The organism is Trueperella bernardiae (assembly GCF_001469025.1).
Lineage (GTDB): Bacteria > Actinomycetota > Actinomycetes > Actinomycetales > Actinomycetaceae > Trueperella > Trueperella bernardiae.
In genome coordinates, this window is sequence record NZ_LNIZ01000003.1 from 40,526 (window position 1) to 59,204 (window position 18,679).

The 18,679-nt window shown below is 67.3% G+C and carries 17 protein-coding genes; 14 read left to right on the forward strand and 3 right to left on the reverse strand.

All coding sequences use genetic code 11. From position 1 onward, the window contains the following. The first annotated feature begins 1 nt into the window (after position 1). The 4 genes from AQZ59_RS03600 to AQZ59_RS03615 all read left to right on the forward strand — a co-directional run bounded on the left by AQZ59_RS03600 (position 2) and on the right by AQZ59_RS03615 (position 5,232). Positions 2-775, forward strand: coding sequence for an L-ribulose-5-phosphate 4-epimerase (locus AQZ59_RS03600; protein ID WP_082661126.1), 774 nt, complete (start codon positions 2-4; stop codon positions 773-775). Next, positions 768-2,252: a xylulokinase gene (locus AQZ59_RS03605; RefSeq protein ID WP_062613240.1), complete on the forward strand. Its 1,485-nt coding sequence runs from the start codon at positions 768-770 to the stop codon at positions 2,250-2,252. Before AQZ59_RS03600 ends, AQZ59_RS03605 begins: the two co-directional genes overlap by 8 nt. Positions 2,253-2,415: 163 nt before the next feature. After that, positions 2,416-4,122 (forward strand): dihydroxyacetone kinase family protein, encoded by a 1,707-nt coding sequence (locus AQZ59_RS03610; protein ID WP_062613241.1) that lies wholly within the window; start codon positions 2,416-2,418, stop codon positions 4,120-4,122. A gap of 66 nt (positions 4,123-4,188) precedes the next feature. Beyond that, the gene (locus AQZ59_RS03615) at positions 4,189-5,232 is read left to right on the forward strand and encodes an alcohol dehydrogenase catalytic domain-containing protein (protein ID WP_062613243.1); all 1,044 of its coding nucleotides are present in this window, start codon (positions 4,189-4,191) and stop codon (positions 5,230-5,232) included. Between the two features lie 261 nt (positions 5,233-5,493). Here AQZ59_RS03615 and AQZ59_RS03620 read toward each other — a convergent pair whose 3' ends face one another. Continuing rightward, positions 5,494-5,928 carry an RpiB/LacA/LacB family sugar-phosphate isomerase gene (locus tag AQZ59_RS03620; RefSeq protein ID WP_062613245.1) on the reverse strand — a complete coding sequence of 145 codons (435 nt, stop codon included), beginning with the start codon at positions 5,926-5,928 and terminating at the stop codon, positions 5,494-5,496. A gap of 230 nt (positions 5,929-6,158) precedes the next feature. Next, positions 6,159-6,854, reverse strand: coding sequence for a GntR family transcriptional regulator (locus tag AQZ59_RS03625; RefSeq protein WP_062613246.1), 696 nt, complete (start codon positions 6,852-6,854; stop codon positions 6,159-6,161). 142 nt (positions 6,855-6,996) lie between these two features. On the opposite strand from AQZ59_RS03625, the gene AQZ59_RS03630 reads away from it, so the two are divergent. From AQZ59_RS03630 to AQZ59_RS09335, 10 genes are all read left to right on the forward strand, one after another. Next, positions 6,997-8,043 carry an L-idonate 5-dehydrogenase gene (locus tag AQZ59_RS03630; protein WP_201783149.1) on the forward strand — a complete coding sequence of 349 codons (1,047 nt, stop codon included), beginning with the start codon at positions 6,997-6,999 and terminating at the stop codon, positions 8,041-8,043. 43 nt (positions 8,044-8,086) lie between these two features. Further along, positions 8,087-9,103, forward strand: coding sequence for a TRAP transporter substrate-binding protein (locus tag AQZ59_RS03635; RefSeq protein WP_062613248.1), 1,017 nt, complete (start codon positions 8,087-8,089; stop codon positions 9,101-9,103). A 53-nt stretch (positions 9,104-9,156) separates the two neighbouring features. Then, a complete protein-coding gene (locus AQZ59_RS03640; RefSeq protein WP_082661127.1) occupies positions 9,157-9,792 on the forward strand; it encodes a TRAP transporter small permease in 636 nt (211 codons plus the stop codon). Next, a complete protein-coding gene (locus tag AQZ59_RS03645) occupies positions 9,789-11,111 on the forward strand; it encodes a TRAP transporter large permease (protein WP_201783150.1) in 1,323 nt (440 codons plus the stop codon). Before AQZ59_RS03640 ends, AQZ59_RS03645 begins: the two co-directional genes overlap by 4 nt. Positions 11,112-11,495: 384 nt before the next feature. After that, positions 11,496-12,395, forward strand: coding sequence for a sugar-binding transcriptional regulator (locus tag AQZ59_RS03650; RefSeq protein WP_143601973.1), 900 nt, complete (start codon positions 11,496-11,498; stop codon positions 12,393-12,395). An 89-nt stretch (positions 12,396-12,484) separates the two neighbouring features. Next, on the forward strand, positions 12,485-13,489 hold the full coding sequence (locus tag AQZ59_RS03655) for an ADP-ribosylglycohydrolase family protein (protein ID WP_062613254.1): 1,005 nt from the start codon (positions 12,485-12,487) through the stop codon (positions 13,487-13,489). Further along, positions 13,486-14,445 (forward strand): PfkB family carbohydrate kinase, encoded by a 960-nt coding sequence (locus tag AQZ59_RS03660; RefSeq protein ID WP_062613256.1) that lies wholly within the window; start codon positions 13,486-13,488, stop codon positions 14,443-14,445. The genes AQZ59_RS03655 and AQZ59_RS03660 overlap by 4 nt, the downstream gene beginning before the upstream one ends. A 35-nt stretch (positions 14,446-14,480) precedes the next feature. After that, positions 14,481-15,062 (forward strand): gluconokinase, encoded by a 582-nt coding sequence (locus AQZ59_RS03665; protein ID WP_201783151.1) that lies wholly within the window; start codon positions 14,481-14,483, stop codon positions 15,060-15,062. 257 nt (positions 15,063-15,319) lie between these two features. After that, on the forward strand, positions 15,320-16,099 hold the full coding sequence (locus tag AQZ59_RS03670; protein WP_062613258.1) for a sulfite exporter TauE/SafE family protein: 780 nt from the start codon (positions 15,320-15,322) through the stop codon (positions 16,097-16,099). After that, entirely contained in the window at positions 16,092-16,262 is a 171-nt protein-coding gene (locus AQZ59_RS09335; protein WP_143601975.1) for an arylsulfatase-activating aslB domain protein, read from the forward strand. Before AQZ59_RS03670 ends, AQZ59_RS09335 begins: the two co-directional genes overlap by 8 nt. Before the next feature lie 510 nt (positions 16,263-16,772). Here the strand turns inward: AQZ59_RS09335 and AQZ59_RS03675 are convergent. Further along, a complete protein-coding gene (locus tag AQZ59_RS03675) occupies positions 16,773-18,572 on the reverse strand; it encodes a bifunctional metallophosphatase/5'-nucleotidase (protein WP_062613260.1) in 1,800 nt (599 codons plus the stop codon). Positions 18,573-18,679: the final 107 nt, after the last annotated feature.

Consider the following 18,679-nt stretch of genomic DNA (forward strand, 5'->3'; position numbering starts at 1 on the left):
GATGAAGCTTTCCGAGCTTTCACCGAAGGTGCAGGAGGCCGTGGCGGCGGCTCGGCGTGAGGTGTGCGACCTTCACGCCGAGTTGCCCGCCAACGGGCTGGTGGTCTGGACGGCGGGCAACGTCTCGCAGCGCGTGGCCGGGGCGGACCTGTTCGTCATCAAACCATCCGGCGTGCGCTACGACGAGCTCACCCCCGAAAAGATGGTGGTGTGCACGCTGGACGGCAACAAGATTGAGGACGGGACGGCGGACGCCCTGTCGCCGTCGTCAGACACAGCGGCTCACGCCTACGTCTACCGGCACATGCCCGAGGTGGGCGGCGTGGTCCACACGCATTCGCCGTACGCGTGCGCGTTTGCGGCCGTGCACCGGCCCATCCCGTGTGTGCTCACGATGATGGCCGACGAGTTCGGCGGGGACGTGCCCGTGGGCCCGTTCGCGATCATCGGAGACGACTCGATCGGCCGCGGCATTGTTGCCACCCTCGCGCAGTCGCGCTCGCCGGCGGTGCTCATGGGCAACCACGGCCCATTCACGGTGGGCAAGGACGCCACGGCGGCGGTCAAGGCCGCGGTCATGGTGGAGGAGGTGGCCAAGACCGTGGCCATCGCTGAGGGGCTCGGCACCCCGCGCCCGATCGCCCAGGAGCACATCGACTCGCTCTACGCCCGCTACCAAAACGTCTACGGGCAAGCCGACGACGCCGATGGCGCGGCTGGCGCTGTGGACGGGGCTGGCGCGGACGGCGTCGTGAAGGACGAGGCCGATGAGTGAGCTGGTTATTGCGATTGATTCGTCGACGTCGGCGTCGAAGGCCGTGGTGGTGGACGCGAGCGGGGCGGTGCTTGCCACCGGGCACGCGCCGATCGAGCTACTGACCCCGGGGATGGACCGCTACGAGCACGACCCACGCCAGTGGTGGACCTCCACCCACGCGGCGATCACCGAGGCGCTGGGCGCGCTGTCGGAGGCGGATCGGGCGCGGGTGCGCGGCATCTGCATCACGCACCAGCGCGAGTCCTTTGCGCTGGTGGACGAGGCAGGCGAAGCGCTACGGCCCGCGATACTGTGGCTGGATTCGCGCGCGGGCGCGCAGATCAAGAAGTACGGATCGCTCGAGATTCACGAGCTGTCCGGCAAGCCGGCCGACACGACGCCGGCCATCTACAAGATGGCGTGGCTGAAGGAAAACGAGCCGGAGGTGCTCGCGCGGGCTGCGAAGGTGGTGGACGTGCACGCCTACCTCGCCAAGCAGTTGGTGGGCAGGTGGGTGTCGGCGATGGGGTCGGCGGACACGCTCAACCTCATGGGCATCAAGGCACAGGACTACTCAGACAAGCTACTCGAGATCGCGGGCGTGCGCCGCGACCAGATGGCCGAGCTCGCCAAGCCCACCGAAACCATCGGCGCTCTCAAGCCGGAGCTGGCCGACGAGTGGGGGCTGGGCGAGGTGGTGCTCATCGCCGGAGTTGGCGACGGGCAGGCCTCCGGGCTTGGCACCAACGCGATCGACCAGGACACGGCCTACGTCAACGTCGGCACGTCCGTGGTGTGCGGGATCCACTCGCCCGACTTCGCCTTCGACCCCTCCTACCGCACGCTACTGGCCGGGATCCCGGGCCAGTACGTGCTGGAGATCGTGCAGAATTCGGGCTCGGTGCTGCTCAACTGGTTCCGCAAGGAGCTGGGCGACCCGACGCTCGAGGGCAAGATCGACCCCGAGCTCGACGCGGCGGCCGCCAAGGTCCCGCTCGGCGCGGAGGGCCTGCTCACCGTGCCGTACTGGAACGCCGTGCAGTCCCCGTACTGGGAGCCTTTCGCGCGTGGGATCATGGTCGGCTTCGGCTCGGCCCACACCCGCGCCCACCTCTACCGCTCCCTCATGGAGGGCATTGCCCTCGAACTGCGCGAAAACATCCGCCGGGTGGAAGCCTCCACCGGGCGCACCATCCGCGAACTGCGCGCCACCGGCGGCGGCTCGCGCAACCCGCTCTGGCGCCAGATCTTCGCTGATGCCACCGGAAAACCGATCGTGGTCTCCGGAGTGGACGAGGTCAGCGCCCAGGGCGCGGCCATTATGGGCATGGTGGGTATCGGCGCCTTCCCCGACGTGGCAAGTGCCGCCGACGCCATGACCAGCTTCATCGACCGCACCGAACCCGACCTCGACGCCCACGAACGCTACGGGAAGATCGCCCAGCTCCAGCAGAAGATCTACCCCGCGCTCGCGGACTTGTTCGAGCAGGAGTAGAGGCGGCGGGTGCGGCAGGGTGCCGCACCCGCCGTTGCTCTGCCCCGCGTGAGACTGGCGGCGCGCAAGGGGGACCAGCCCTCGGGCGTTGCGCCGGGCCGGCCCACGCCACCCCCGTATCCGCACCCAGCACATCCGACAACCCCTTAGAAAGGACAGAACAATGACGTTCCTCGTCAACGATCCAGAAAAGTTCCCGGCGGAGGCCGTGGCAGGCTTCGCCGCAGCATACTCAACCTACGTCCAGCCCGTTCACGGCGGAGTCGTGCGGACGGGAGCCTCGCCGAAGGGGGAGGTGTCGATCGTCGTCGGCGGCGGTTCGGGCCACTACCCGGCGTTCGCCGGCTGGGTGGGCCAGGGCATGGCGCACGGTGCTGTGTGCGGCAACATCTTCTCCTCGCCGTCGGCCTCGCAGGCCACGTCCGTGTGCCGGGCCGCCGATAACGGCGGTGGCACCATCATCATGTTCGGCAACTACGCCGGCGACGTCCTCCACTTCGGCAACGCCGCCGAACAGCTGCGCGCCGAGGGCCAGGATGTGCGCATCTTTACGATTTCTGATGACATCGCCTCCAACACGCCTGAGAACCACCTGGATCGGCGCGGGATCGCTGGCGACCTGCTGGTGGTCAAGGCCGCCGGCGCCGCGGCCGCCGAGGGGATGAGCATCGACGACGTCGAAGCGGTGGCCGTCCGCGCCAACGCCCGCACGCGCACGCTCGGCGTGGCCTTCACCGGCTGCACCTTCCCCGGCGCCACCGAGCCGCTGTTCGAGGTGGCACCCGGCACGTTCGGCCTGGGCCTGGGCATCCACGGCGAGCCCGGCATCTCCGAGCACGAGATGATGAGCTGCGACGACATCGCCGCGATGATCATCGACAAACTCCTCGAGGAGGAGCCCGCCCGCGGCGAGGCCGGCTACGAAGGCCGGGTGGCCGTGCTGGTCAACGGCCTGGGCGCCACGAAGTACGAGGAAATGTTCGTCTTCTACGGGGCTGTTAAGCGCATGCTCGAAGATCGCGGGCTGACCATCGTGGGCCCGGTGGTAGATGAGCAGGTCACCTCGCTCGACATGGCCGGTATCTCCCTGTCGCTCATGTTCCTCGACGACGAACTCGAGCGACTCTGGCTTGCCCCCGCCGACACCCCCGCCTACCGGGTGGGTAGTGTGGATGCGGGCTCGGCGGAGCGGCGGGTCGTTGCCGACGAAGAGCAGGCCGAGATCGAGGCGGGCGCCCCGGAGTCGGCCGAGCAGGCCAAGGTGATCGCCCGCGTGCTCGCCGCGTTCGAGGAGCGGGCGCGCGAGGTGGAGCATGAACTGGGGCACATGGACTCCGTCGCCGGCGACGGCGACCACGGCCAGGGCATGGTGCTCGGCGCTACGGCGGCGGCCAAGGCCGCGCGCGAGGCCGTCGAGGCCGGAGCTGGAGCTCGCACCCTGCTCGCCCGGGCGGGAGCCGCCTGGTCCGAGGGCGCGGGCGGAACCGCCGGTGCACTATGGGGCGGGGCGCTCGCCAAGGTCGGAGCGGGCCTGTCCGACGACGCCGCGACGGATGACGCGGGAGTCAAGGCCGCTGTCGTCGACGGAGTGCGATCCTTCGTCACCATGGGCGGGGCCGCGGTGGGCGACAAGACCATCGTGGACGCCTCCGAACCGTTCGCCGACGCGCTCGCCGGCACCGACGCCGAACTCGTGGACGCGTGGGCCGACGCCGCCGACGCCGCCGAAGAAGCCGCCGCCGGCACCGCGAACTTCGCCGCAAAGAAGGGCCGCGCTCGCACGCACGGAGACAAGTCGGTGGGCACGCCCGACCCCGGCGCCACCTCCTTCGCTATTCTGATGAAGGTAGTCCCGCACGTCATCAAGTAACCCTCGGTGGGGGCGGCCGGGCGCCGCCCCCACCGGTACACCCCGGCCCCGGCACAAGGAGGACACATGCTCGCCGCCCACCTCAACGCACCCCACGACCTCGAACTCGTCACCAAGGACCGCCCCGAACCCGGCCCCGGCGAGGTCCTGCTCAAGATCGAAGCCAACACCCTGTGCGGCACCGACTACCGGCTCTACACCGGCGCGAAAACGGCGGGCGTGCGCCCCGGCGTCGTGCCCGGACACGAACTCGCCGGCCGCGTGGCCGCAATCGGGGAGGGCGCGATCGACATCATGCCCGACCTCGAAGTGGGGCGGCAGGCCACCGTGTCGATCGTCGTCTCCTGCGGGTACTGCCGCAACTGCCTCGCTGACCGCGAGCACCTCTGCCTCAACCTCGAACTGTTCGGCTACGGGATCGACGGCGGCCTGCAAGAATACATGATCGTGCCTGAACGCGCACTGCGCCGCGGGAACCTGTTCCTCACCGACGCCGAGCTCGACCCGCGCGCCCTGTGCCTCGCTGAACCGATCTCGTGTTGCCTCAACGGGCTCGACCAATTCAAGGTGAACTCGGGGGAGACCGTGGCCATCCTAGGCGCCGGGCCCATCGGGCTCATCCACGCCCAACTCGCCCTCGCCTCTGGGGCAAGTTACGTGTTCGTGTCAAACCGCGGCGAGGAGCGGCGGAAGGTGGCGGACCGGCTCGGCGCGATCGGCGTGGGGCCGGAGGAGCTGCCCGCGCGCGTGGCCGAGGTGACGGGCGGGGCCGGAGCCGACGTTGTCATCGTGTGCATTGGCGCCGAAGCACTTGCCCAGGACGCGCTCGAACTCGCCGCCGACGGCGGGCGTGTCAGCTACTTCGCCGGATTCCCGAAGGGCTCGACCTCGGAGCTGGAGCCCAACCTCATCCACTACAAGGAACTGGCCGTCACCGGCGGGTCCAACGCCCGGCGGCGCGACGTCAAGCGCGCGATCAAACTGCTCGAGGCGGGCAAGATCAACGTGGACGAGATCGTCACCCACACCTTCCCCCTCTCCCGTGTGGCCGACGCCTACCAGGCGCTCCACGACCGGGTAGGGGTGAAGATCGCGGTCGTGCCCGAGTAGCCGGGGCCGGGCCGCGCGTGGGCTGGGCCTTCGGCGGGGGTGCCTGCCTCCCTTTCAGCTTTCACGTCTTTCGTTTTCACGGCACGCAAAGTGTTTTCTCGTCACTCAAATGGCCGATTTTGGTGTGCACAAAACACTTTTGGTGACGATAAACGCGGGTGGTCGGGCAGCGCGAGGATTGATGTGGGTGGACCGGTGGGCTAACGCGAAGCCGCCGGGCGGGGGACAATGCCCCGCCCGGCGGCTTGCTTGACGCGGTGGTTACTGGCGCTCGAACTCGCAGATGCGATTGACCTTGTCCTTCGAGCGGCTGTTGGGATCGTAGGTGTACTTGAGGTACTCCTCGAGAAGCTTCTCGGCCAGCTTGGTGCCGATCACCTGCGAACCCATCGCGATGAGGTTGGCGTTGTTCGACAGGACGGCGCGCTCGGCCTGGTAGACGTCGTGGATGCAGGCGCAGTACGCGCCCTCAACCTTGTTGGCTGCGATCGACACGCCAATGCCGGTGCCACACACGAGGATGCCGCGGTCGTACTCGCCGCCGGCCACCGCGGTGGCGACGTCGAAAGCAACGTTGGCGTAGATCGGATCGTCGGATCCAAGATCAGCGACTTCATGACCAAGCTCAGTGGCCTTCGCCATGAGGATTTCCTTCAGCTCCGAAGCGTTGGGGTCACAACCAAATGCCAGTTTCATTCCTGCTCCTTTGACGGGTTCTAGCAATAATCCAATTCTAAGATGCTGTGCTCACTAGCGGAATGGTTGGCGCGTTCATGCCCATAAGTGCACGGTAGGGCGGGGCTTTGCACCCCGCTCGCCGCCCGGCGCCGGACCCTTACCGGCAGCGGCTCTGGCGTGGCTAACTCGTGAGTCTGGGGCCAAAAAGCCAGGTTTTATCAATGAAACTGCATTTTCTCACCAGTTGGTTACAGGTCGGTCTCCGCCAATTCCGTCAGCTTGAAGATCGCGGGGTAGCGGGTCATGGCGTTCTTGAGGTCATCGAGCACGATCCGCAGGTGGGCGCACAGGGTGGCGTGGGCCGCCGCGAGGTCCTCGGCGAGCAGGGACTCAGTGATCTGCACGTGCTCCTGGTGGAAGCGGGCGAGGGAGTCGCGCGTGGTCAGCCCGAGGAAGCGGGCGCGGTCGAGGTGGGTCTTGTAGTCGGCCACCTGCTGCCACAGGCGTCGGTGCCCGCTGAGCTCGAGGAGCAGCTGGTGAAACTCCTCGTCGAGGGAGAAGAACTCGGACGGGCCGCGTTCGATCGACTCGTGCTGGTGGTCGAGGTTCGTGTGGATCCGCGCCACGACGTCGTCGTTCAAAGGGAAGGAGATGGAGTCGAGCGCGTGAAGTTCGACGGATTCGCGGAGGAATTGGGCGTCACGGATGTCGTCGAGGCTGAGGCTGGAGACGAACGTGCCCTTGCGGGGGACGACGTGGACCAGCCCGTTGTCGGCGAGGAGGATGAGCGCTTCGCGGACGGGAGTGCGTGAGCAGCCGAGTGCCTGCGCGAGTTCGTTTTCGGACAGGAGTGAGCCCGGGGGCAGTTCCAGGCTAATGATCCTGTTGCGCAGCGTGTTGTAGGTGATGCGGCGTGCGGAGACGGCTCCCGCGTTAGATGTCATGGCGCCTCAATCCTCGTCGATTCTGATATCAAGTATGGTCCAAAACTGGATTTCTTATAAATCAGCTTACATACTAGCCAGGATGCAAGGCGGTATGTTAGCCTTGGAGCACGTCATTTTAAGCGCAAGGAGGCGCCGAGACATGAACGAAATGAAAGCTGTTGTTGCGCACGGCCCTGCCGACTTGAGAGTCGACACCGTCCCTGTCCCCACGCCCGGCCCGGGCGAGGTTCTTATGCAAGTGGCCTACGCCGGCATCTGCGGCTCCGACCTCGGATACGCCTTCAAGGGTGCGTCCGGAACCGCCATCCTTCACGATCCGCTCGTGCTCGGGCACGAAATCTCCGGCACGGTGGTGGAGGTTGGCGACGACGTCGACCCTGCGCTGGTCGGCGTGAAGGCCTCGGCCTACCCGGCCACCGTGGTGGGCGACGACGTGCTCCCCGAGCACATCGCGAAGCGCCACAACCTGTACCCGTCCGTGCGCTACTTTGGCTCGGCCGCGATGCGCCCGCACACCGACGGCGGCATGTGCGAGTTCAAGGTGATGCGCGCTGATCAGCTACGCCCCCTGCCCGCCGGGCTTGACCTCAAGCGTGCCGCGTTGGCCGAACCGCTCGCGGTGGCGCTTCACGCCATCAACCGCACCCGCGACTACCTGGCCGACGGGGTGGCGGGCAAGACCGTGCTCGTCAACGGCGCGGGCCCGATCGGGCTGCTCGTCGTCGCGGGTGCGAAGGCGCTCGGTGCGGCCCGCGTCGTCGCCGCCGATATGGCCGAGCCCGCCCTCAAGCGCGCTCGAGAGCTGGGTGCGGACGCCACGGTGCTGGTCGGCACGGAGAAGCTGCCGGGCGACGTCGAGGTCGTCTTCGAAAGCTCGGGCGCGCCGGGTGCACTCGGCGGTGTCCTCCAGGCGGTTGCCCGCGGCGGCCTCCTCATTCAGGTGGGCAACCTGCCTGCTGACGAGGTCAAGGCGGTGCTCGGCCAGCTCGTCACCCGCGAGATCACGTGGGCCGGCTCTTTCCGCTTCGTTGATGAGATGGACCAGGCGCTCGCCCTGCTCGCCGACGGCCTGTACGTCGATCCGCTCATGAGCCACGAATTCCCCATCGAAGAAGCCGTCGAGGCTTTCAACGTTGCAGCCGATCGCACGACCGGCTCCAGCAAGGTCATGATCAAGATTTCCTAAACACAACCAGCATCACACGCATGGATATTCAAAGGAGAACCCCATGAAGAAGATTATTTCCGTGATTGCCGCGGCTACCCTCGCGCTGAGCCTGTCCGCGTGCGGCGGGGACGACGGCGGTAACACCTCTAGCGACGGCACCGTCACCTTCCGCATCGGTTCGAACTGGGCCGCCAGCCACCCGATGGCCAAGGCGATCGACGAGGTCTTCGTGCCCATGATCGAGGAGGAGTCCGACGGCAAGCTCAAGGCGGAGGTCTACCACTCCGGCCAGCTCGGCAACGAGGGCGACCTGTGGGACGGCGTGCGCAACGGCACGATCGAGATGGTCCTCGTCGGCACCCCGATGAACCAGGAGTACTCGAAGATGCTCATCTCGGACTGGCCGTTCCTCTACCGTGACCTCGAGCACGCAAAGGCCGTGTGGACGGGAGACATCGCCCAGGAGATGAGCGACGACTTCCACGAGGCGTTCCCCACCACCTACATCCTCGGATGGGGGCCGAACTCGGCCCGCACCTTCTCCTCTGCCAAGCCGCTGACCTCGATCGACGACTTCCGCGGCCAGAAGTTCCGCATGCCCTCCAATGAGATCCACATCGGCCTGGCCGAGAACCTGGGCGCGTCGGCGCAGGTCATCCCGCTGGGAGACCTGTTCACCTCGCTCGAGACAGGCGTGGTTGACGGCCAGGACAACGGCATGGTCACCATCATCTCCGAGGGCTTCTACGAGGTGCAGAAGTACGTCTACGAGTCGAACCACATCGTGGCGACCCTCGAGATGATCACGTCCGCCAACTTCCTTGACGGTCTGAGCGAGGAGCTCCAGCGGGTCGTTCGCGACGCCGCCGCCAAGGCCTCCGAGGAGGCGTGGACCAACTACATTTCCGCCGTCGACGAGGAGCGCTCGTTCCTCGAGGAGAAGGGCCTGACCGTCACGCAGGTCGACAACGCCGAGCGCGCCCGCCTCATCGAGGCCACAAAGCCGGTCGTGGACAAGCTGCTTGCTGAGAACGACTGGGCTGAAGATCTGACCGCGCGTATCCGCGACGTTCAGTAAGACTCACGGTGGGGCGGGCCTGGCTCGCCCCACCACTTTTCTGGAGCACTAACATGTCGAAAACTCTAGACAGAATCTTCCGGGCGCTCGAATACCTCATGGCGATTTTCCTTGCCATCATGGTGGGGTTCATGCTCGTGAACGTCATCATGCGTTTCATCTTTAACTCAGGCCTTGCGTGGTCCGAGGAGGTGGCGCGCCTGTCCTTCATCTTCCTCGTCTACCTGGGCACGATCGGCGCCTTCCGTGACAACCGCCACCTGGGCGTGAACTTCCTACTCGAGCGGTTGCCGTTGCGTGCGGCGCAGGCGATGTACGTGGTTGTGCAGGGCATCGTCATTTGGGTGATGTATCTGCTCATGATGGGGTCGATCTCGCTCGCTCAGCAGTCGCTCAACGATCGCTGGGTGGCCACCCAGTTCCCGCGCTGGATTGTCAGCGGCGTGGGTGCGGTGACCGGCGTCGCGATCATCATTCTCGCGGTGGCGAACATCGTGCGGATGATCCGCGGCACCACGATCGAGGAGCTGCTGCAGGCGCAGAACGACGACTCGGCCGAGGCCCTCTACGACGACGCCGAGGCCGGCGCGCAGGCGGCGCTCGCGGAGATCGAGGAGCTTGAGCGCACCGGATCGGAGCACCACGGCTCGCACACGGGCCACGTCCACGGTAAGGAGGAGCGGCGATGAGCAAGATTCTTTTCAGTGCACGATCGGGGATGTCGATCCTGGGCGGGATGACGGGCTTCCTCGTCGCCGCCATCATGATCGGTGTTCCGATCGCGTTCGCGCTGCTGTTCTCGGGTGCGGCGTCGGCGCTCATGATCGGTGGGAGCGCCACTGATCCCCAGATCATTGCCACGCAGTTGCTGCGCGGCACGGACTCGCTGTCGATGATGGCCCTTCCGTTCTTTATCCTCACGGGCGAGCTCATGAACCGCGGCGGTATCACGCAGCGCCTCATCGCGCTGGCCAACGTCTCGGTTGGACGCATCCGCGGCGGACTGGGCTATGTCACCATCCTGGTGACCATGCTGTTCGGCGCCCTGGTCGGTTCGGCGGTGGCCTCGACGGCCGCGCTGGGTGCGATCCTCATCCCGATGATGGTCAACTCCGGCTACAACCGCGAGAAGGCCGCCGGCCTGGTGGCTGGCACCAACATCATCACCCCGATCATGCCGCCCTCGGTGCCGCTCATCGTGTACGGTGCGACGGCGGGCGTGTCGATCACCCAGCTCTTCATGGGCGGCATCGTCCCGGCGTTCTACCTCGTGCTACTCATGGGGGCCACCTGGTGGTTCGTCTCCCGTAAGGACGCCGTGCGTTCGGACGTTCCATGGCCGGGCATGCTCGGCTTCCTCAAGCTCCTCGGCGGTGCCTTCTGGGCGATCTTGCTGCCGGTCATCATCCTCGTGGGCCTGCGCTCCGGCGTCTTCACCGCCACCGAGGCCGGCGTCATCGCCGCCGTGTACGCACTGTTCGTGGGCGGCGTCATCTACCGCGAACTCGACATGAAGGTGATCATCCGTGCCCTCGTGTCCTCGGCGAAGATGTCCGCCGTCGTCATGTTCCTCGCCGCGACCGCGCAGGTGGCCGGCTACTTCATGACGATCTCGGGCCTGCCGGGCGTGGTCACTTCGATCATGGAGCCCTTCATCGACAAGCCGAAGCTGCTCGTGCTGGTGCTCATGATCTTCGTGTTCCTGCTCGGGTTCATCCTCGACGTGATCCCCACGATCCTCATCCTCACCCCGCTCGTCATCCCCGTCCTGCAGACGGCCGGCGTGGACCTGGTGTACTTCGGCATTATCTTCACCCTCGCCAACGTGCTGGGGCTGATCACGCCGCCGGTCGGGCCGTCGCTGAACGTGGCGAGCGCTGTGGGCAACGTGCGCATCGAGGCGGTGGCCAAGACCGTGCTGCCCTACCTCATCTCCCAATGCGTGCTGGTGCTGCTGTTCGTGGCCTTCCCCGGACTCATCACTGTGCCGCTGGGCTGGTTGACGTAGCCGGAAGGCGGGCTCGGCGCCGGGATTCGCGCCTAGCGCCGGGCCTGTTGGGCGCGCGCCCGGCGCCGGGGCTCCACCCGGCGAATACCCCACCCGCCGCCGGGCCCGCCGGCTTCGTATCTGCAACGCTCATCCGGAATGTGCAACGGTAAAAAGTGCGAAATTGGTGTTGCATCTGGGGGATTAGCGTTGCATATGCGTAAAGAAAGCGGCGCGTGTGGGTCTTGTGACTCGCACGCGCCGCTGTTGCGCTCAACCTCAGCGGCCCTCTAAGACGTCTGGGTTGACCACGTTTTTCGGTGTCTGGCCGTTCAGCCAACGCTGGATATCCTCGGCTCCAATCCGCGCGGCGATCCGCGCCGCTTCCTTGGACGCGCCGCCCAGGTGGGGCGTGACAGTGAGGCGTGGCGTGTTGAGGATCCGATGATCGGCGGGGAGCGGCTCGAACGGGAAGACGTCGAGCGCGCCCGCGAGCTGGGCATTGTCACCATTTCCATCCATGGCGACGCGCGGCCGTACGAGGACCTCGAGGCGGCCCTTGTACAGAAGTTCGGGCTGAAGGCTGCGCGGGTCGTGCCTGCGCTGGGCCCGGGACAAGCCGCGCGTGAGAACGTGGCCCGGGAGACGGCGTCGTTCCTGGCGACCGCGCTGGCGGAGGGGGCCGCGGTGGCGATCGGGGCGTCCCAGACGGTGGCGATGCTTCCCGCTTTTGCTGCCGAGAGTTTCCCACGGGGCGTGTCCTTCGTGCCCGGATCGGGAGGGTATGCCGGGGCCGATCGGTCGCTCAACCCCGATCACGTGGCGCAGGCCTTCGCGGATCGGACAAACGGGCAGAGCTTTGCGCTTGCCGCTCCGCTCGTTGGCGTCGATGCGGAGGTTGCCTCGGTGCTGGCTGGCAACGACGCGACGAACGAGGTGCTGAGGCGAGCGCGCGAGGCCCACGTCTTTATCTCGGGCATCGGGACCCGATTCGGCGGCTCCGCCTGGGACCGGGCCGCGCTCGCGCCGGAGATTAATGACGCGGAGCTCGCCGAGTTGGCGCGCCGTGGGGCCATGTCGGATATCAGCGGCCGGTTCTTCGATACCGACGGGCGCGCGGTCGCTGGAGCCTTCGACCAGCGCATCATCGGCTTAACCCTGGAGGAAATCCGCCAAATTCCGCAGAGGATTGTGGCCACAGAGGGAGCCGACCGGGCCGAGCCGCTCGCTGCGGCGGTCAGTGCGGGCCTGTTCAACGTCGTGGTGATCGACCGCGAGAACGCCGCGGCCCTGCTATTCCAGTAGATTAGCGCGCCCCGCCACGGGCCGAAACCGGGCCCGCCTTCCCCGCCCCGTGGCTTACCCTGGAAGTAGCCACGAGGTAAGGACGGGACATGAATCTTCTTTCGCGAGCGCAGGGCTGCCTGTGGGGCTTGGCCATCGGTGACGCGCTTGGTATGCCCACGCAGGACCTACCCCCGGACATCATCTGCGCCGACTACGGCCACATCCACTCCCTCCTCCCCGCCGGCCCTCGCCAAGTCATCGCGGCGGGCGCGCCCGCGGGCATGATCACCGACGACACCGAGCAGGCCATCGTCCTCGCCCGCCTCCTTGCCGCCGACGGCCGGGTTGACCCCCGCGCCCTCACCGACGCCCTCCTCACCTGGGAAAACGACATGATCGCGCGCGGCTCCCTTGACCTCCTCGGCCCGTCCACCAAGCGCGCCCTTCTTGCGATCCGCGAGGGCGCTTCGCCCGCCGACGCCGGCCGCACTGGCACCACCAACGGCGCGGCGATGCGGGTGGCCCCGGTGGGGATTGTGGTGCCGTCTGAGCCGATGGGCGAGCTTGTCGACGCCGTCGTTGCGGCTTCTCGCCCCACCCACGGAACGTCGGTGGCGCTGGCGGGTGCGGCGGCGGTGGCGGGGGTGGTGTCGGCGGCGCTGGACGGTGCTGACCTGGCCGCTGCCCTGGAGTTTGGCCTGGCCGCGGCCGCTGAGGCCGCGGCCCAGGGCACCCACTTCACGGCGCCCGACATCGCCCTTCGCACCCGTTGGGCGATTGACCAGCTCCGCCGAGCCCCCGACCCGATCACTGCCCTCTTCCACTTGATCGGCACCTCGATGCAGTCGCACGAGTCGGTGGTCGCGGCGCTCGCGATCACCGCGCTCGACATCCCGGATTGGGAGGCCGTGTGCTTGGCGGCCTCGGCGGGTGGCGACACGGACACGGTCGGCGCGATGGTCGGCGCCATGCGCGGCGCGCTCTCGGGCATGGAAACCTGGCCGGCCGACGTCGTGAATCAGATCGCCGAGCGCAACTCGCTCAGCTTCGACACCCTTGCCCCCGCCCTCCTCGAGCGCCGCGCGCGGGCGGCCGGAAAGGACGCGCCATGACGCTGATTCACACGGGTTCCGTGATCGTCGACCAGGTGCTACGCATCGCGAAGATGCCCGAGCCGGGCGGCGACATCGTGGCCACCGGGGCCTTCACCGTGGCCGGCGGTGCGATGAACTCCCTGCTTGCGGCCGTGCGCGACGGCATGGACGTGCTCTACTGCGGGCTGGTGGGCACCGGCATGAACGCGGCCGTCATCGCCCGGGCGCTCGAGGAGGCGGGCGTGCGCGTCAACTACGAGCGCCTCCCCGCCGACAACGGCTTCTGCGTTGCCCTCGTCGAGGACTCCGCCGAGCGCACGTTCATCACCTCGATCGGGGTGGAGGGAGACTTCGGGATCGAGCACCTCGATGCGATCGATGTCCGCCCGGGCGACTTCGTCTACGTCTCCGGCTACTCTCTCGCCACCGCGAAAAACGCCGACGGCCTCGCCCGCTGGCTGCCCGGCCTGCCGCCGTCGGTCACGGTGTTCGTCGACCCCTCGCCCCTCGTCGCCGACCTCCCCTTTGACCTGTTTGCCCCGGTCCTCGCGCGCTGCGACATCCTCAGCGCCAACGAACGCGAGGCCGCCGTCATCCTCGAGCGTTTCGGCGTGCTCGGTGCCGGCTTTGATCACGACGACGTCGCGCGCGAATTGGCCGCCGCCCTGCCGGAAGGTGCCTGGGCAGTGGTACGCAACGGGGCCGAGGCCACGCGGGTGAGCCGCAACGATGGGAGAGGCAAGGTCACCGCGGTGCCGACCTTCCCCTGCGAGCCGGTGGACACCAACGGGTGCGGCGACGTCCACGCGGGCGTGCTGCTTTCTGCGCTGGACCGGGGCCTTGACATGATGAGCGCCGTGGAGCGGGCCAACGCGGCCGCGGCCCTCAAGGCCGGGCGGAGCGGGCCGAACACGGCGCCCACGTCCGCCGAAATCGACACCTTCCTGAGGGAGCTCGGCCGGGCCGGCCGCTAAGCCTGTCCGGCTACCAACGGTCGAAGGTGAGGAACATGGAGAGTACCAAAGTGCCGGCTACATTCGGAGCGGCCGGCGGCGTCGCTGGCTCGTTGCACGTGATCATCATGGGCGTGGCCGGCTGCGGCAAGACCACCGTGGCGGGCATCCTCCAAGACCGCTGGGGCTGGGACGCCGCCGAGGCCGACGACTTCCACCCGCAGGCGAACGTCGAAAAGATGCACTCCGGGGTTCCCCTCACCGACGACGACCGCTGGCCCTGGCTCGAAACCATCCGCGCCTGGATGACCGAGAAGGAAAACGAGGGCCGGTCCACGATCGTCACCTGCTCCGCCCTCAAGAAAAGCTACCGCGACGTGTTGCGCAACGGCGCGGCCCGTGTCATCTTCATGCATCTTGACGGCGACCGCTCCCTTCTTGCCAGCCGCCTTGGCGCCCGCACCGGCCACTTCATGCCCGCCTCCCTCCTCGACTCCCAGTACGCCACCCTCGAAGCCCTCCAGCCCGGCGAGCTCGGGGCCGTGATTGACGTGGCGGGCACGCCCGCCGAGATCGCCAACGAGGTGGAGGCCCGGATCCGGGAGGTCAGCAAATCGGGATCGGTAGCTAACTGGTGAATCTGGGCCCGGCCTGGGGGCTATAGAAATTGGCAGCCGGTATTCTTACGAGTTCTGTCGGGCTAGCTGGCGGCCGGGCTGAGGGGAGTCTTGTCGGAGGCCGGTTCTAGACTGTGGAGTGAGAGGCCGGCCCTGGCCGCGGCCGCGCGTGAAGGAAGGAGAACGCCCGTGTTTGGAATGCAGTCGACGTCGCTCGCGGAGCGCATCGTGCGGGCGCTCGCGCTCCGCCGGGCGAAGCAGATCTTGGGAGGCCGCGCATGATCCTCGCAGCTGTGATTGGCCTGGCGGTCGGCGTGGTGGTGGGCATGCTCGGCGCCGGGGGAGGGATCCTGTCCGTCCCGATCCTCGTGTACATCCTGGGGCAGGAGCCGCATCAGGCTACGGCGGCGTCGCTGGTGATTGTGGCGTTGACGGCGTGCGTGTCGATTATTCCCCATGCGCGGGCGGGCCGCGTTCGGTGGCGCGACGGGCTGATCTTCGCCGCGCTGTCCGCGCTGGGCTCGTTCGCCGGGGCGCGGGCGTCGGCGCTCGTGGCACCGACGGTGCTCATGGTGTCGTTCGGGGTGATGCTCAGCGTTGTGGCGGTGGTGATGCTACGCAAGGCGTGGAAGATGCGTAGAGATGCGGCTGGCATGCCTGGCGGGGAGGCCCGTGGCGCGAGCCCGCTGGTGTTGCTGGCGGTGGCCACGCTGACGGGCGTGCTCACCGGGTTCTTTGGCGTGGGCGGGGGATTCGTGGTGGTGCCGGCGCTCGTGCTGGTGCTGCATTTCTCGCCGAAGAAGGCCACGGGCACGTCACTGCTGGTGATGATCATCGCCTCGCTCATGGGCCTGTTGGGCCGAATCGGCACGGGTGTGGAGCTGAACTGGGACATCGCGCTGGCGTTTGCGGCGGCGAGCATGTGCGGAGGGCTGGTCGGCGCCAGGTTAACCACGCGCGTGCGGGAATCCACGCTCACGTTGGCCTTCGGCATCCTCCTGGCGGGGGTGGCGCTGGGAACCCTCGTCGAGGCGCTGCCGGGGGTGATCCGTGGCTAGGGGCGTTGACGTTGTGGCCGAGTGCCTGGCGGCGAGCGGAGAGCCGGGCCGCAACTACCTCTGGGCTGGCTACACCGAGTTCTACCGCCACACCTTTGCCGCGTTCACGCGCATGGCGCGCACGATCCAATCAGGCGGGACGGCGGCCGACGTCGTTAACTGAGCTGGGGCCCCAGCGCGCTGAGCGGTACCACGTGGATACCGCTGGGCAAGGTGAAGCCCGTGCGCCCGCCGGTTTCTTTGGCTGTTTTTGGGCGTTCCCGGAATCAGCGTTTACCGAGGTCGCAGGGTGGCGTTGTCACTTTTGCGGACGTCTCGCTGTCACTCTTGCGGATGTTTCACTGTCGCTTTTGCGGATGTTCTGCTTTCACTTCAGCGGACGTTGGGTGGCCGCTCTTACAGGGGCCGTACCGGTCAGAGCATTGCTAACTGGTGAATCTGAGGTCGAAAAGGCCGGTTTTTGCGATGAGATTGTTCAGGCTCACCGGTTACGCCGGCTCGGCGGTCTGGCGGGTGCTGAATCTCCATTGACGGGAGAGCAACGCTCTGACCTGGAGTTTTATCTTCCGCCCGGGCCGGGTCTCTCGCCGCCCCGTCAAATCTCATGACTCTGAGGCTCCAACCCCCGATTTTGGCGATGAAAAGCTACAGGGTCCTGAGATTTGACGGCCGCCTAGCCCCGGCGCCGCCGCGCGGTTAGGGCGAGCGAGGCGCCGGCCGCCACGGCAAGCGCCGCGCCTACACCGAGCCCCACCACGTTCGCGCCCGTATTCTGGAGCCGGTTCGTGGTGCCGGGTTTTCCGCCGGGCGTCGTGGTGCCGGAGTTCGGCGCGGTCGACGGCTCCTTGCCGGGGCTGCCGTTCTCGCCGGGCGTGTCGCCCGGGGCGGGGGTCGGTGCCTCGTCCGGGGCGGGATCGGGGGTCTCGCCCGGATCCGGCGTCTCGCAGTTGCTGGTCGCGGCGAAGTGCGCCACGAGCGCATCGAAGTCAGACCCGGCGAACCCCGAATCCACCAGCACCTTCGCCGAACCGAACGCGGTGACGTTGTTTCCACCATTGACCACGTAGTTCGTCACGCCCAAGGTGAATACGTCCGAGTCACCGATGGGTGTCCCGTCGGCGAGCTTGAGATCGGCGATCTTGGTGCCGGGAGCGGCATCGGCGTCGTAGGAGAAGCTGGCCCCGGAAAGGATGGGGTAGCCGCCGCTGTTGCCAGCGGGGGAGGAGTCCGCGCCCTGCTCGAGAGCCTGGCGGAGCTGCGCGCCCGTGACCTGCACCTTCATGATCTTGTTGTCGTAAGGGAAGACCGCGAGGATGTCTTTCATGGCGAGCGGGCCGGCGGCGAGGTCGGCGCGCATGCCTCCCGCGTTGAGCCAGCCGATCTGGGCGCCCACGGCGTTGCGGAAGGCCTCCGCGGCGAGCGCGCCGAGCGGCTGTGGGCGGGAGTAGGCCTGGTCGGAGCAGGCGACTTCCTTTGCGAGCCGCTCCTCCAACTCCTGCATGTACTTCTGTTGGAGGGGCAGGAGCGCGGGATCCTCGGCCACCGTGCCGTTGACCTGCACCTCGGTGTGCGTGGCGCGCCACGTGCCGTCGTCGTTCTTGAAGAAATCGATCCGCGCGAGCGAGCCGTAGTTGCCCTCCGGCGCCACGGCGAAGCGGCCGTCGGGGAGCGCGGTGATGTCGTTGCCCTCTTGCGCGAAGGCGTTCTCCTCGCGGAGCACGACGTCGATCTGCGGCACCTCGGTCAGCAGGCGCGTGGCGTCCGCGGCTATGGGGAACTGGGCGAGGGCGACGACGACGTCCGCGCCCTCGAGCTTGGCGACAGCCGCCTTCGCGGCGGCAACGTAGTCGGCCTGCTGCACATCCTTGCCGGCCGAGGTCGTTTCCATGCCGAGGGTGAGGCCAATGTAGCCGACCTTGATGTCGCCGACCTGGCGGATAAGGGCCACGTTTGATTCGCCGTTGATTGGTGCGCCTGCAACCGACAGGTCCGAGGAGACCCACGGGAAGGTCGAGTTCGCGATGTTTGCGCGGAGGGTGTCGAGGCCGTAGTCGAAGTCGTGTTGGCCGAAGCCCGCGACGTCCACCCCGACCTGGTTAAACGCATCGACCATTGCGCTCCCGCGGAAGAGCGCGCCGAAGAGGGTGCCGCCGCCGAGGTCGCCGCCGAACGCCACGTCAACCGGAATGCCTAGCACCTTCTGCTCGGCCAACACCGTGGAGAGGCGGGCGATGCCGCCATGGAACTCGGGGCTATCCTTGGTGCCCTGCTTGACGGGCGCGATGTCGTGGCCGTCTTGGAAGAAGAGGATCGAAGCAGCGGGCCGAGCGGTAGGGTTAGTGTCTCCATCGAGCGCGGCCGCGGCTGGGAGGGCGGCCGGCACGGCGAGCGCGAGCGTGAGGATCGCGGCGGAGGCGAGAGCTGAAAAGCGCGAACGTAAACCGGTTCGTGTGCGGGAGAAATGAAGTTTCACTGCGAAACGTCCTCAAGATAAGGAGCGCCGGGAGCTACGCGGCACTCGCTAGTGTGATGTGCAGAACTATCTTAACGGGGCGGCAGGCGGCGCGGTAGGTCCTTTTG